Below are 13,373 nucleotides of genomic sequence, written 5' to 3' on the forward strand. Positions count from 1 at the left end.
AATCTTGGCAGGGCGGATTGACCGATTTTCATTGCGCGTCCGCCGATGCCCACTCGTGCAGGCATAGGTCTTGAAACAGGTGAAACCTCGATCCTGACGGCGTGATCCGGTTCAGGATCCGTTTGGATGCAAGAAAGCGGGGGTCAGCGACGCAGGAGCGCGGCCTTCCCCCAAACCGCCAGCAGGATTGCCGAACAGATCGCATTCCAGTTTGCCATGGAAAGGCCAAGGAATCGCCACGCGACCTCATCGCAGCGCACGACCGGCGCCTCTTGCAGTTTTGCCATCAGATCCTGGGTCGACATGGCGGCGATATTCCCGACCCCGCCAGAGCAATGCGCCGGACCTGCCCACCAGGCCATTTCCACGCCGCTGTGATAGATGGCCAGCCCCAGGGCGATTGCGGCTGCGGCCATTCCCAGAACCGAAAGCGCCCGGACCCGGCCGGTCAGCCAGATTACACCGGCAATGATGACCGCCGCCAGATGCGGCCAACGTTGCAGAATGCACAATTCGCAAGGCGCATAACCCGCCGCCTGAAATCCGAGCGCGGCGATCAGAAGCGCGGCAGAGCCGGCCCCGGCGAGAAGCGGAAGAGACAGGTCTTTCATAGATACCTCAGCAAGATGAAGCCGCCGATGAGACAGATCATGAACAGGGTGAAGGCCAGCCCCAGCCGCTGCTCGATGAAGTCGCGGATCGGCGGGCCATAACGCCACAGAAGCGCCGCGACCACGAAAAACCGCCCGGCACGCCCGGCGATCGATGCCAGCACGAATAGCGGCACGGGGAAACCGATTGCGCCCGAAAAGATCGTGATGACCTTGAACGGAAACGGTGTCAGGGCGGCGAACAGGATCGCCCAGCCGCCATATTCGGCAAATCTGCCGGCGAGCTGGTGATAGGCGTCCTGCTTGCCGTAGACGGTCAGCACCCATTGTCCCGCCGAATCCATGAGAACAGCGCCGATCCAATAGCCAAGCAATGCGCCGAGGACCGACCCGACGGTTGCAACCGCCGCGATCAGGAAGGCGCGCGATCTGCGCGACAGGATCATCGGAATCATCAGCACATCCGGCGGAATCGGAAAGACAGAGCTTTCGATGAAACTGATCCCGAGCAGTGCGCGCATGGCGTGGCGGCCGCCCGCAAGCCCCATGGTCCAGTTGTAAAGCTTGCGTAACATGCTGTCCCCTTCGTTCAGAAACCGGATTGACCGCAAGGCGACCGGACGTCAAGGCGCTTGCAAATCGGGTCGCGCTGCTGTGATGATTGAGAACTGGGAACAATCAGGGATTGCGGACCGATGAAGTGGCGGGGACGACGGGGCAGCGGTAATGTGGATGACCGCAGGAGTATGGGCCGGGCCGGTGCAGGGGGCGTGGGTGTCGTAGGTGTGCTTGCGATTCTTGCTGTCGGTTATTTCTTCGGCATCGATATTTCGCCGATCGTGCAGGGGCTGGAACAGGGCGGGCAGCAATCGGAACGACCGCTGACCGAAGCCGAAGAGCAATATGGCGAGTTTGTATCGGTGGTTCTGGCCGATACCGAGGAAATCTGGGGCGAGGTTCTGCAGGAACAGGCCGGTATCACCTATGCGGAACCCCGGCTGGTGCTGTTCAGCGGTGCGGTGCAATCCGCCTGTGGCGGCGCCTCGGCGGCGATGGGGCCGTTCTATTGCCCCGGCGATCAGCAGGTTTATCTGGACACCGATTTTTTCGACATGATGGGGCAGCGGATGGGGGCTGGCGGCGATTTCGCCTATGCCTATGTCATCGCGCATGAAATCGGCCACCATGTCCAGAATCTGACAGGTGTTCTGGAGCAGGTGAATGCCCTTCGTGGTCGTCTTGGCGAACAGGATGCCAATGCGGTTTCGGTGCTGACCGAATTGCAGGCCGATTGTTTCGCCGGGTTATGGGCGCGGCATGCGCAGGATCGTTTCGGCTCGCTGGAAGAGGGCGATCTGAACGAGGCGATGACCGCTGCCGCGGCAGTCGGAGACGATGCCATACAGGCAAGCGCAGGCCGGACGCCGATGCCCGACAGTTTCACCCATGGCAGCTCACAGCAAAGGCAGGAATGGCTTATGCGGGGATTTCGCTCAGGTGAACTGGCGCAATGCGACACATTCGCCGAGGCAGGTCTTGAATAGCGGCCTTAGCGGGGCAGCACGGCCCTGCGCCCCCGCTCCATCTGCGCCCATTCGGGCCACCAGCCAAGCTTTTCGAGCACGACGATTGCCACGATCACCAGAATGACGAACAGCACCAGCTTGACCCTCCGCGCACTGGGAGGATTGCGGGCCCATTGGGATGCGCGCAGAAACCACAGCAGGTTGTTCATCGGCCTCATATCCTGTTAGTCCCCGGAAAGTATCAGACAGACAGCCAAGCCGAAACCAGGAATTCCCGTGCCTCATCACCAGGACAACCGCGACCTTCCCTATAGCGCGCGCCAGATGTTCGATCTCGTTGCAGATATCGAAAGCTATCCGCAATTCCTGCCGTGGAACAGCGCAGCGCGGATCCGATCCCGCCAGACGCGTCCCGACGGCGCAGAGGAAATCGCGGCCGATCTGGTCGTCAGCTTCAAGGTTTTCCGTGAGCGTTTCGGCAGCCGCGTCGTTCTTTGGCCCGCCGAGTCCGAAAGCGGCAAGCTGAAGATCGACACCGAATACCTGGACGGCCCGTTCCGGCATATGCAAAGCGGCTGGACCTTCATGGATCTGCCTGATGGCGGTTGCCGGGTTGAGTTTTTCGTGGATTTCGAATTCCGCAACGCGATTCTTCAAAAACTGATCGGCGTCGTTTTTCACGAGGCCATGTCGCGCATCGTCAAAGCCTTCGAGACCCGCGCGAATGAATTATACGGATAATTCACCGGACGGCCTTGCCGGATGCCGGCTTTCCCCGGCATGTTGTCGGGAGTGACGAACAATGTGTCGATTACGGTGATGTAACGCATCACTGTTGTTTTGACGCGCTCTGACCCTGCCGCTATAGACAAAGCAAATATCGAAAGGCTTTTGCCCTGTGGCACGTGCGATACTTTCATTTCTGGGTGCTATATTTGCGTGGGGCGTAACCGCCATTTTCTTTGCTGCGCTCACGCTTGGCGGGATTTTCTGGATTTACTCGGATGATCTGCCCAGTCATGAGCAACTGGCGCGATACAGTCCCAAGACCATCAGCCGAATCTATTCGGGCGAGGGCATGCTGATCGACGAATATGCCGAAGAGCGGCGGATTTTCGTTCCGATCAAGGAAATCCCCGATCTGGTCAAGCAGGCATTCGTCAGTGCCGAGGACAAGAATTTCTATAACCATCCCGGTTACGATCTGCGCGGTATTGCTGCCGCAGGACTGGAATTCATCAAATCCGGCGGGGACAGTGCCCGTGGCGCCTCGACCATTCCGCAGCAGGTCGTCAAGAATTTCCTGCTGTCTTCGGATGTGCGGCTTGAACGGAAGATCAAGGAACTGATCCTTGCCGTCAGGCTGGAACATACGCTGAGCAAGGATCAGATCCTCGAACTCTATCTGAATGAAATCTACCTTGGGCAGAACAGCTATGGCGTTGCCGCCGCCGCGCAGGTGTTCTTCAACAAGACCCTGACGGAACTGGCACCGCACGAAGCGGCCATGCTTGCATCCCTTCCCAAGGCCCCGAGTGATTTTCACCCCGTTCGCGCCAAGGAGGCTCTGACCAACCGGCGTAATTACGTGCTGCGGGAAATGTGGCAGAACGGCTATATCGACGAAGCCACCTATGAGGCTGAAGCCAAGCTGCCGCTCCGGACCGTGCAGAATGGTGATTATCCGCCTTTCCGCGAACAGATGCCCCGGCGCGACTATTTCACCGACGAGATTCGGCGCCAGCTCAGCCGTGATTTCGGTCATGACGAATTCTACGGAGGCGGCCTGACCATCCGCGCCACGGTCGATCCGCAGATGCAGAGTCAGGCGGCAAACGCATTGCGGGCCGCGCTGGAGAAATACGACCGGGATCTGGGGATCTGGAACGGCACCGGTGAAACGATTCCAGCCGAACAGTTGACGGACGAGGCATCCTGGCGCGGCGCGCTGTGGGAGCTGGAGGTTCCTCGCGATATTCCCGGCTGGCATCCTGCCGTGGTTCTGGAACTTGGCGAGCAAGACGCACGGATCGGAATCGAGGGCATTGAAGAGCATCCCGATGGGCACTGGATTCCGGCAAATGACGTGCAATGGGCACGCAAGCGGCTGCCGGATGGCACTCTGGCTCCGCCTGCGCAGGTGGCCGGCGATCTGGTCGAGGTCGGAGATGTCGTTCTGGTGCGAGCGATGACCAATGACGAAGACCGCAGCTTTATCCGCTGGACGCTGCGGCAGGTGCCGCGGATTCAGGGCGGTTTCATGGCCATGGATGTCAATACGGGGCGCGTGATTGCGATGCAGGGCGGGTTTTCATATGAATCCTCGGTCTTCAACCGCGCAACTCAGGCACAGCGGCAGCCCGGCTCCAGCTTCAAGCCTTTCGTTTATGCGGCGGCGCTGGACAACAATTATACCCCCGCGACCATCGTCGTCGATGAACCGATCCGGGTGAATACCCCGGCCGGATTGTGGGAACCGAAGAATTCCAGCGGCAAGCATTATGGTCCGACTCCGCTGCGGACCGGGATCGAGCAGTCCCGAAACCTGATGACGATCCGTATCGCGCGGGATATCGGTATGGAGATTGTCGCCGATTATGCCGAGAAATTTGGCGTTTACGACGAATTGAAGCCGTTTCTTGCCAATTCGCTTGGCGCGCAGGAGACGACCTTGTTCAAGATGGTTGCGGCCTATGCGATGTTCGCCAATGGCGGTGAACGGGTCGAGCCGACTCTGGTTGACCGCGTACAGGACCGCCGCGGCAGGACGATCTACCGCCATGACCGGCGCATCTGCGAAACCTGCGAGATGCAGGCTTTGCCCGCCGGCAGTGCCCCTGTGATCAAAAGCAACCGCGAACGGGTCATGGACGCCGTGACGGCCTATCAGCTGACCTCGATGCTGGAAGGTGTCGTCAAGCGGGGATCGGGTAACGGGGTCAATCTGCCGGTGCCGATTGCAGGCAAGACCGGAACGACGAACGATGCCAAGGATGTCTGGTTCATCGGCTTTTCAAGTAATATCGTCGCGGGATGCTATCTTGGCTATGATCAGCCGCGCGGATTGGGGCCGCATGCTTATGGCGGAACGCTTTGTGTGCCGGTGTTCAACGCGTTCATGCGTGAAGCGATCAAGGAATATGGCGGCTCGGAATTCAAGGTTCCGCCGGGCGGATACTGGGTCAAGATCGACCGTTTCACCGGGCAGCGCCTGCCCGATGACGCAAATGGCCCGAATGTCATCGCCGAGTATTTCCGCGATGGTACCGATCCTGACTGGCTGTCGCCCTATGTCGTCGCTGGATTTGGCGACGAAAATGTCGTTCTTCCGTGGGAAGCCGGGTCTGGCGGCGGGCAATCCGTGACCACCTCGACCGGAGAGCAGAAAGTGATCCCGAACAAGGCGGATTTCGGAACGCTGTCTTCTGGCGGGCTATATTGATGGATATCCGGCAGCGGGAAAACCCTGCTGTCGCGATCACAGCTCGGTCCGCAATTCCCACAAATCGGCAAACAGTACCACATCCAGCATCCGGCGCAGGTAATTGACGCCCGATGTCCCGCCCGAGCCGCGCTTGAAGCCGATGATGCGCTCGACCGTGGTGACATGGTTGAAGCGCCAGCGGCGGAAATAATCCTCGAAATCAACGAGCTTTTCCGCCAGTTCGTATAATTCCCACCAGCGGACAGGATCGCGGTAAATGCTGGCCCAGGCGGCGCGGGCAGCGGGATCGGGAAGATGCGGACGATCCAGCCTTTCACGCGGCGGAATATCGAAACCACAGGCGCGCAGATGCGATAACACCACATCGTAAAGCGATGGGCGGGCAATTTCCGCCCGAAGCGAGGCAACCAAGGCTTCCCGATGTTCATGCGGGCGCAGCATCTCGATATTGCGATTGCCGGCAACGAATTCGATCATGCGATATTGCCACGACTGGAAGCCGCTGCTTTCGCCAAGACTTTCGCGAAATTCGGTGTATTCGCTGGGCGTCATGGTGCGCAGCACATCCCATGCCGAGTTTAGCTGCTCCATGATCCGGGCGACTCGGGTCAGCATCTTGAAGGCAGGCTGTAAATTGCCCGAAGCAATAGCAGCACGCGCCGCATTCAATTCATGCAGCGCAAGTTTCATCCAGAGTTCCGAGGTCTGATGCTGGACGATGAACAGCATCTCGTCATGCGCTTGCGACAGCGGGTGCTGTGCCGTCAGAATCTTGTCGAGATGCAGATAGTCGCCATAAGACATGCGCCCCTGAAAAGACATGCGGGCGCCGTCGTCGGAAGGATCATAGCTCATTGTCGCAACCTGAAACACTGCTTTCGGTCAGCCGAAAACCTGAATAAAGGCTGGCATAGGCGCAGGTTTGCTTCAAGTTTGAAATTTATTCGAACATATCAAAGATTAAGTCGCTTGCAGGCGGCGGGCGGTCACCAACACCGAAACCGCCGCCAAAGGAGGGCGGAACCGCACCTCTTGGCGCGGGCACCAGGAATGTCAGCCAGCCGCTTTTTTGGCCGCAGGTTTCTTTGCGGCGGTTTTTTTGGCGGCCGGTTTCTTGGCCGTTTTCGATGCGGCCTTCTTTTTCGTGCCTTTTTTGGCCGATTTCGCGGCGATCAATTCAAGGGCCTGTTCCTGCGTGATATCATCGGGCGAGACATCCCGCGGCAAGGTCGCATTGATCTTTTCCCATTTGATGTAAGGACCATAACGGCCATTCATCACCTGGATTGAGCCTCCATCGGGATGGCTGCCCAGCTCGCGTAATGGGGTCGCGGCGGTCCTGCCGCGAATCTGCTTGGCGGCAAGAACTTCCACGGCGCGATTCATGCCCACGGTGAACACCTCGTCCACCTCTGGCAGATTGGCGTATTTCCGGCCATGTTTGACATAGGGGCCATAGCGCCCGATCCCGGCCTCGATCAACTCGCCGTCATCGGGATGCGGACCGACGGGGCGGGGCAGCGACAATAGCTGCAATGCCTTTTCCAGATCGATCTCCGCCGGATTCCAGCCTTTCGGGACCGAGGCGCGTGGCGGTTTCGGAACATCCTCCGTTGCCTCGCCCCGCTGCACATAGGGGCCGAACCGTCCGGATTTCAGGCTGATATCGTCGCCACCATCCTGTCCCAGCACGCGGTCGCCCACCGCTTCCTCGCCATCGGGTGAGGATAGCGGGCGCGTATAGCGGCATTCGGGATAGTTCGTGCAACCAATGAACGCCCCGCCCGAACGCGCGGTTTTCAGGTTCAGCCGCCCGGCGCCGCAAAGCGGGCATTGACGCGGATCGCCGCCATCTGCGCGAGGCGGGTAGAGATGCGGAGCAAGCGCGTCGTCGATCGCCTCCAGCACTTCGCCGATCCGCAGATCGGACGTGCCTTCGAGCGCCTTCGAGAAGTCTTTCCAGAAACGCCCCAGTACGTCGCGCCACACCCGGTCGCCCGCGCTGATCTCATCCAGCTCGTTTTCCAGATCGGCGGTGAAGTCGTAACTCAGGTAGCGCGGGAAATATTTGACAAGGAAGGTCGTGACCAACCGTCCCTTGTCTTCCGGAATCAGACGGTTCTTGTCCTTGCGGACATAGTCGCGATCCTGAATCGTGGTAACGATGCTGGCATAGGTCGAGGGACGCCCGATTCCCAGTTCCTCCATCCGCTTGACCAATGTGGCCTCAGTATATCGGGGCGGAGGTTGAGTGAAATGCTGACGGGCGGCGGTGCTGGCCGCGTCATTCATCAGCAGACCGGGGGCGGCACGCTGACCGGCGGGCGCGTCGGGCGCGCTGTCCCCCTTTTCGCGGGCTTTGGCGAATTCAGGCTCGAAGGATTTGGCGACCAGTGCGGCGGTTTCGCCTTCGCCGATCGCGGGCAGGCGCGCGCTGTCCTCACCTTCGTCGTCGTCACGGCCCTGATCGTAGACCTTCAGAAAGCCGTCGAACAGCATTACCTGACCGGTCGCGCGCAGTCCGACCTGACCATCTGCGCTGCCGATCTCGACCGTGGTGCGCTCCATCCGGGCTGCTTCCATCTGGCTGGCGATGGTGCGTTTCCAGATCAGGTCATAAAGCTTGCGTTGGTCCTCGGCGGTCACCTTCAGCTTGTCGGTGGACAGCATCATGTCGGTGGGGCGGATACATTCATGCGCTTCCTGCGCGTTCTTGGCCTTGTTCTTGTACATGCGGGGCGATTTCGGAAGATATTTTTCGCCGAACTTGGCTTTGATCGCGTCGCGGGCGGCCATCACGGCCTCGGGCGCCATGTCGATACCATCGGTTCGCATGTAGGTAATCAGCCCCGCCTCATACAGCCTTTGTGCCGCCGACATGCAGGCCTTTGCGCCCATGCCCATCTTGCGGCTGGCTTCCTGCTGAAGCGTCGAGGTCATGAAGGGTGGCCAAGGATTGCGGCTGGCGGGTTTGGCGGTGACACTGGTCACGGTCAGATCGCGCGAGGTCACGGCACTGACGGCCATGGCGGCTTTTTCGGCGTTAGGCAGATCGAAACGTTCCAACTTCGATCCGGCCAGCGAAACCAGCTGCGCATCGTATTCCTGCCCCGCGGGAGTCGCCAGCCTTGCATGGACCGACCAGTATTCGCGAGCCTTGAAGGCCTCGATCTCCATCTCGCGGTCGACAATCAGGCGCAGGCAGACCGATTGCACCCGTCCCGCCGATTTTGCACCGGGCAGTTTGCGCCACAGGACCGGCGAGAGATTGAAGCCGACCAGATAATCAAGCGCACGACGGGCCAGATAGGCATCGACAAGCGCCTGATCGATCTCGCGCGGCTGTTTCATTGCCTCGCTGACGGCGGCTTTCGTAATGGCGTTGAAGGTCACGCGGCTGACATCCTTGCCGCCTTTCAGCGAAGATTGCAGCGCCTCCAGCAAATGCCATGAAATCGCCTCGCCCTCGCGGTCGGGGTCGGTGGCGAGGATCAGGCTGTTATCATCCTTCAGAGCGTCCCGGATCGCCTTGAGATGTTTCTTGCTGTCGCTTGCCACCTCCCATTTCATCGCGAAATCATCTTCGGTATCGACGCTGCCATCCTTCGGAGGCAGGTCGCGGACATGACCGAAACTGGCAAGCACGCGATAGTCGCCGCCGAGATATTTCTCGATGGTTTTGGCTTTGGCCGGTGATTCGACGACGACAACGGGCATTGGGACCTCGGAACGGTTGCAACGGGGCGGCAACATGGGTGGCAGGGGAGGCAGAGTCAACGTCTCATGGCATCAGGGCTTTATATTGGACGGTGCGCATGTGCGACAGGGTTACCCGTCTGCCCCCGCAGCCAGCGTGAAATTGCCGGATCAAATGCACCGGTTCGCGGCGCCAGCCGCTGGCTGATGACAATTGCGACAACTGCCTGTCCTCCTGCGGTCGGTAGGCCGGGGATCGGGCCGGAAGATATGCGATTGCGGGTTTTCCGGTCAGTTTAGGGCGATCTTACCGCCGGGCATCCGGATGATCCGGCCCTGTACCTCCAATGCGAGGATCGCGGCGTTTGCTGCAGCCGCGGATAATCCCAGTTCACGGATCAGGTCATTTTCATCGGTTGGGCTAGGCGTGAGTTGCGACAGGATCTGCGCTTCCCACGTGGCGGGATCCACAGCTTGTTCGGGATATGGAGCGGATTGGTCCGATTCTGTGGCGTTCTCCGACGACCTGTCGGGACGCTGCACTTCCAATGCTTCGATCACATCCGCTGCGCTGCGCACCAGATGAGCGCCGTCCCGGATAAGCTGATTACAGCCCGACGCCCTGGAATCCATCGGGTGACCGGGCACCGCCATGACGTCGCGCCCCTGATCCAGTGCATATCTGGCGGTAATCAATGAACCGGACCGATGCGCCGCCTCGATCACCACAACGGCCTGGGAAAGCCCGGATATGATCCGGTTGCGGGCCGGAAAATGGCGTGCCGCCGGGACGGTTCCGGGAGGCTGTTCGGATATGACCGCGCCCTGCACAGCGATCCGCATCAGCAATTCCGTATTCTCGGCCGGATACGGGATATCGACGCCCCCGGCCAGAACCGCGACGGTTCCAGTCGCCAGCGCCGCATGATGGGCAGCCGCGTCGATCCCACGTGCCATTCCGGCAATGACGGCGTGGCGGTTTTGCCCCAGCCCCACGGCCATTCCGCGCGCCATGCGCAGCCCAAGCGACGAGGCGTTGCGGGCGCCGATCACGGCAATCGGAGAAAGCGTCAGCCAATCCGCTTCACCCAGCAGCCAGAGCACCGGCGGTGAAGCATCGATCTGACGCAGGGCAGGTGGGTAAAGGGGCGAATCATGGCGGATCAGTTTTGCCCCTGCCTTTCGTCCTGCCCGTAATTCGGCGGCTGCGACGGCTTCGGGGCAGGGGGAATAATCTGCTACGCCGGCAGCGGCGGCGATTTCGGGCAATGCCTCAAAGGCGGCGCGGACGCTGCCATGTTCATTCACCAGCCGGTGAAAGGTCGCCGGGCCGACCCGGCGGGAACGGATGAGGCGGAGCCAGGTCAAATCGTCGTCCCTTGCCGCCGGGCGGGGGGGAAGGGGGGCGGGCGGAACGAAACCGGTATCCATGAACTGCCTCTGCTTCATCCTGAGGCAAGGATAACCGGTGATTCGTTAATAAATGATTGAAAGAAAGGTCAGAGAAGAATTCGCCTTTGGCACGATACGCCTCCGCGGTCACGCCGGCCCCGCATGTTTCCGGGTTACCCTTTCGCCGATCCCCCGACCGTCAGTCCGCCGATCATCAACGTGGGCTGGCCAACCCCGACCGGCACCCATTGTCCCTGTTTGCCGCAATTGCCGATGCCGGGATCAAGCGCCATGTCGTTGCCGACGGCGCGAATATGCTGCAACGCGGTTGCGCCGTCTCCGATCAGGGTCGCGCCGCGAATTGAGTCTCCGATCTGGCCATTATGCACACGGTAGGCCTCGGTGCAGGAGAAGACGAATTTGCCGTTGGTGATATCAACCTGTCCGCCGCCGAAGCCCACGGCGTAGATGCCATCCTTCAGATCGGAAAGGATCGCCGCGGGATCGGCATCGCCGCCCGGCATATAGGTATTGGTCATGCGCGGCATGGGGGCATGGGCATAGCTTTCGCGACGGCCATTGCCGGTCGGTTCCACGCCCATCAGCCGGGCGTTCTGGCGGTCCTGCATGTAGCCGACAAGGATACCGTCCTCGATCAGTACGTTCCGGGCCGGAGGGGTTCCCTCGTCATCGACGCTGAGAGATCCGCGCCGGTCGGGAATGGTCCCGTCATCCACGACGGTGACCCCCGGAGCGGCCACGCGTTGTCCCATCAGCCCCGCGAATGCCGAGGCCTTCTTGCGGTTGAAATCCCCCTCCAACCCGTGCCCCACGGCCTCGTGCAGCAGGATTCCGGGCCAGCCCGGCCCCAGCACCACGTCCATCACCCCAGCGGGTGCGGGCACCGAGCGCAGATTCACAAGGGCGATCCGCAGGGCTTCGTCTATGGCGGGCTGCCAATGCGCGGGCTCCATCAACCCGTCCAGCGATACGCGTCCGCCACCTCCGTGATTGCCGGATTCGCGGCGATCGTTATTCTCGACGATGACTGCGACATTCAGTCGCGCCATTGGCCGGATATCGGTGACCAGCCCGCCTTCGGGGCGCAGGATCGTCACCTCCTGCAGCGACGAAGCGATGGAGGCGGTCACCTGCACGACCCGGGGATCTCTGGCCCGTGCATAAGCGTCGATTTCCCGCAGCAGCTCGATTCTCCGGGCGATCGGAATACCCCCCGCCGGGTCGATCGCAGCATAAAGCGACGCGGCCCGCATCGGTGCGGGATCAGCCAGTTTCCCGCCACCCGCGCCCACGGCAAGTCGTGCGGTTTCCGCCGCCCTGCGAAGAGATTCCTTTGTGATTTCAGTAGAGTGAGCGTAACCCGTGACCTCGCCTCGCACCGCTCTTAGGCCAAAACCGCGATTCGCGGTATAGCTGGAATTGCGCAACCGGCCGTCATCGAACACCAGCGTTTCGGCGGTGGTTCTTTCGAAAAACAACTCGCCATCATCTGCGCCGGCAACGGCGTCCTGAAGGATTGTCAGGGCTTCGTCCCGATCAAGAGACTGGGCAAACGGGTCAAACTGGTCGCGTTTCATGGGCGGGCAACTCCGTTGGTGGCGGGCCGTGTAATTTTGTTCTTTCGCAGCGAGATGCGGCGAATTTCGCTTCAAATACCGATGTATCACTTGCCCGAGAGGCTGAGATATGGTCATAGAACGGACTATGTGAAAGGGAAAGGGGCGGCCTTGCGCGGCCCCTGCGGCCATACCGGCCTCACCAAACGCGACGGGATGGAATGATGGCAAAAGCGATGATTCGGCGTGCAGCTGCAACAGTAACGGGACTGGCAGGAACAGGTTTGCTGGCCAGTGCGGCTTTCGCGCAGGATGTTTTGGGAGAGCTGCCGGTGATCGGCAAGCCGGTCGCCAAGGGGACGGGCTTTCAGCCCGCCGTGACCGAACTGGCGCGGGACCAGCAATGGCTGGATCATTTCGTGCTGATCATCATTGCGGTGATCACGCTTTTCGTCTGCGCTCTGCTGCTGATCGTCATCCTCCGCTACAACAGCCGTTCGAATCCGGTTCCGGCGAAATTCACCCATAATACCCCGGTCGAGATCGTCTGGACGCTGGTGCCGGTGCTGATCCTCGTCGTGATCGGTGCCTTCTCGCTTCCGGCGCTGTTCCGCAGTCAGGAAATGCCGCCGAACCCGGATGTGGTTATCAAGGCGATCGGTAACCAGTGGTACTGGTCCTATGAATATCCCGACAATGAAGTCAGCTTCGATTCGATCATGCTGACCAAGGAAGAACTGGCCGATAACGGTTACAGCGAGGATGAATATCTTCTCGCTACCGATACCGAGGTCGTGGTGCCGGTCGGCAAGACCGTTCTTCTGCAGGTCACCGCGAATGACGTGATCCACAGCTGGACCATTCCCGCTTTTGCGATCAAGCAGGACGCCGTTCCGGGCCGGATCGCGCAAGCCTGGTTCAATGTCGAGCAAGAAGGCGTGTATTTCGGTCAGTGCAGCGAGCTTTGCGGGATCAACCATGCCTATATGCCCATCGTCGTGAAAGCCGTCGCGCCCGAAAAATATATCGCCTGGGTGGAAGAGCAGGGCGGTTCGCTCAGCGAAGAAGAGCAGGCGGCCCTGATGGATGATTCCGGGATCGCAGTGGCCTCGGCCAACTGATCCCC

General features: G+C 60.3%; 11 protein-coding genes. 4 read left to right on the plus strand and 7 right to left on the minus strand.

All coding sequences use genetic code 11. The features are described 5' to 3' along the window. Nucleotides 1–143 precede the first annotated feature (143 nt). The gene (locus tag D3P04_RS16780) at nucleotides 144–611 is read right to left on the minus strand and encodes a disulfide bond formation protein B (RefSeq protein WP_119750917.1); all 468 of its coding nucleotides are present in this window, start codon (nucleotides 609–611) and stop codon (nucleotides 144–146) included. Further along, on the minus strand, nucleotides 608–1,186 hold the full coding sequence (locus D3P04_RS16785; RefSeq protein ID WP_119750919.1) for a YqaA family protein: 579 nt from the start codon (nucleotides 1,184–1,186) through the stop codon (nucleotides 608–610). Before D3P04_RS16785 ends, D3P04_RS16780 begins: the two co-directional genes overlap by 4 nt. A 120-nt stretch (nucleotides 1,187–1,306) precedes the next feature. Between D3P04_RS16785 and ypfJ the strand changes: the two genes are divergently transcribed. Further along, nucleotides 1,307–2,155, plus strand: coding sequence for a KPN_02809 family neutral zinc metallopeptidase (gene ypfJ / locus D3P04_RS16790; protein WP_119750920.1), 849 nt, complete (start codon nucleotides 1,307–1,309; stop codon nucleotides 2,153–2,155). Between the two features lie 5 nt (nucleotides 2,156–2,160). Here ypfJ and D3P04_RS16795 read toward each other — a convergent pair whose 3' ends face one another. Beyond that, nucleotides 2,161–2,346 (minus strand): hypothetical protein, encoded by a 186-nt coding sequence (locus tag D3P04_RS16795; RefSeq protein ID WP_119750922.1) that lies wholly within the window; start codon nucleotides 2,344–2,346, stop codon nucleotides 2,161–2,163. Between the two features lie 67 nt (nucleotides 2,347–2,413). On the opposite strand from D3P04_RS16795, the gene D3P04_RS16800 reads away from it, so the two are divergent. Next, the gene (locus D3P04_RS16800; RefSeq protein ID WP_119750923.1) at nucleotides 2,414–2,878 is read left to right on the plus strand and encodes a type II toxin-antitoxin system RatA family toxin; all 465 of its coding nucleotides are present in this window, start codon (nucleotides 2,414–2,416) and stop codon (nucleotides 2,876–2,878) included. Nucleotides 2,879–3,035: 157 nt separating this feature from the next. After that, nucleotides 3,036–5,579, plus strand: a complete 2,544-nt coding sequence (locus D3P04_RS16805) for a penicillin-binding protein 1A (protein ID WP_119750925.1) — start codon at nucleotides 3,036–3,038, stop codon at nucleotides 5,577–5,579. 36 nt (nucleotides 5,580–5,615) lie between these two features. On the opposite strand, the gene kynA is transcribed toward D3P04_RS16805, so the two are convergent. From kynA to tldD, 4 genes are all read right to left on the minus strand, one after another. Further along, nucleotides 5,616–6,437 (minus strand): tryptophan 2,3-dioxygenase, encoded by an 822-nt coding sequence (kynA, locus tag D3P04_RS16810; protein WP_119750926.1) that lies wholly within the window; start codon nucleotides 6,435–6,437, stop codon nucleotides 5,616–5,618. 198 nt (nucleotides 6,438–6,635) lie between these two features. Beyond that, entirely contained in the window at nucleotides 6,636–9,299 is a 2,664-nt protein-coding gene (gene topA, locus D3P04_RS16815; protein WP_119751126.1) for a type I DNA topoisomerase, read from the minus strand. A gap of 270 nt (nucleotides 9,300–9,569) precedes the next feature. Continuing rightward, nucleotides 9,570–10,646, minus strand: a complete 1,077-nt coding sequence (gene dprA, locus D3P04_RS16820; protein WP_232845053.1) for a DNA-processing protein DprA — start codon at nucleotides 10,644–10,646, stop codon at nucleotides 9,570–9,572. Nucleotides 10,647–10,843: 197 nt separating this feature from the next. Further along, on the minus strand, nucleotides 10,844–12,268 hold the full coding sequence (gene tldD, locus D3P04_RS16825) for a metalloprotease TldD (RefSeq protein WP_119750929.1): 1,425 nt from the start codon (nucleotides 12,266–12,268) through the stop codon (nucleotides 10,844–10,846). 215 nt (nucleotides 12,269–12,483) lie between these two features. Here tldD and coxB point away from each other — a divergent pair, with 215 nt between their 5' ends. Beyond that, nucleotides 12,484–13,368, plus strand: coding sequence for a cytochrome c oxidase subunit II (gene coxB / locus D3P04_RS16830; RefSeq protein ID WP_232845054.1), 885 nt, complete (start codon nucleotides 12,484–12,486; stop codon nucleotides 13,366–13,368). Nucleotides 13,369–13,373: the final 5 nt, after the last annotated feature.

Source organism: Paracoccus onubensis (assembly GCF_003591515.1).
Classification (GTDB): domain Bacteria; phylum Pseudomonadota; class Alphaproteobacteria; order Rhodobacterales; family Rhodobacteraceae; genus Paracoccus; species Paracoccus onubensis.

What these genes read in the sequence shown, in the direction of transcription:
- coxB (WP_232845054.1), top strand. Translation starts at nt 12,484, where the DNA reads ATGATTCGGCGTGCAGCTGCAACAGTAACGGGACTGGCAGGAACAGGT.
- D3P04_RS16785 (WP_119750919.1), bottom strand. Translation starts at nt 1,186, where the DNA reads ATGTTACGCAAGCTTTACAACTGGACCATGGGGCTTGCGGGCGGCCGC.
- kynA (WP_119750926.1), bottom strand. Translation starts at nt 6,437, where the DNA reads ATGAGCTATGATCCTTCCGACGACGGCGCCCGCATGTCTTTTCAGGGG.
- topA (WP_119751126.1), bottom strand. Translation starts at nt 9,299, where the DNA reads ATGCCCGTTGTCGTCGTCGAATCACCGGCCAAAGCCAAAACCATCGAG.
- D3P04_RS16795 (WP_119750922.1), bottom strand. Translation starts at nt 2,346, where the DNA reads ATGAACAACCTGCTGTGGTTTCTGCGCGCATCCCAATGGGCCCGCAAT.
- D3P04_RS16780 (WP_119750917.1), bottom strand. Translation starts at nt 611, where the DNA reads ATGAAAGACCTGTCTCTTCCGCTTCTCGCCGGGGCCGGCTCTGCCGCG.
- ypfJ (WP_119750920.1), top strand. Translation starts at nt 1,307, where the DNA reads ATGAAGTGGCGGGGACGACGGGGCAGCGGTAATGTGGATGACCGCAGG.
- tldD (WP_119750929.1), bottom strand. Translation starts at nt 12,268, where the DNA reads ATGAAACGCGACCAGTTTGACCCGTTTGCCCAGTCTCTTGATCGGGAC.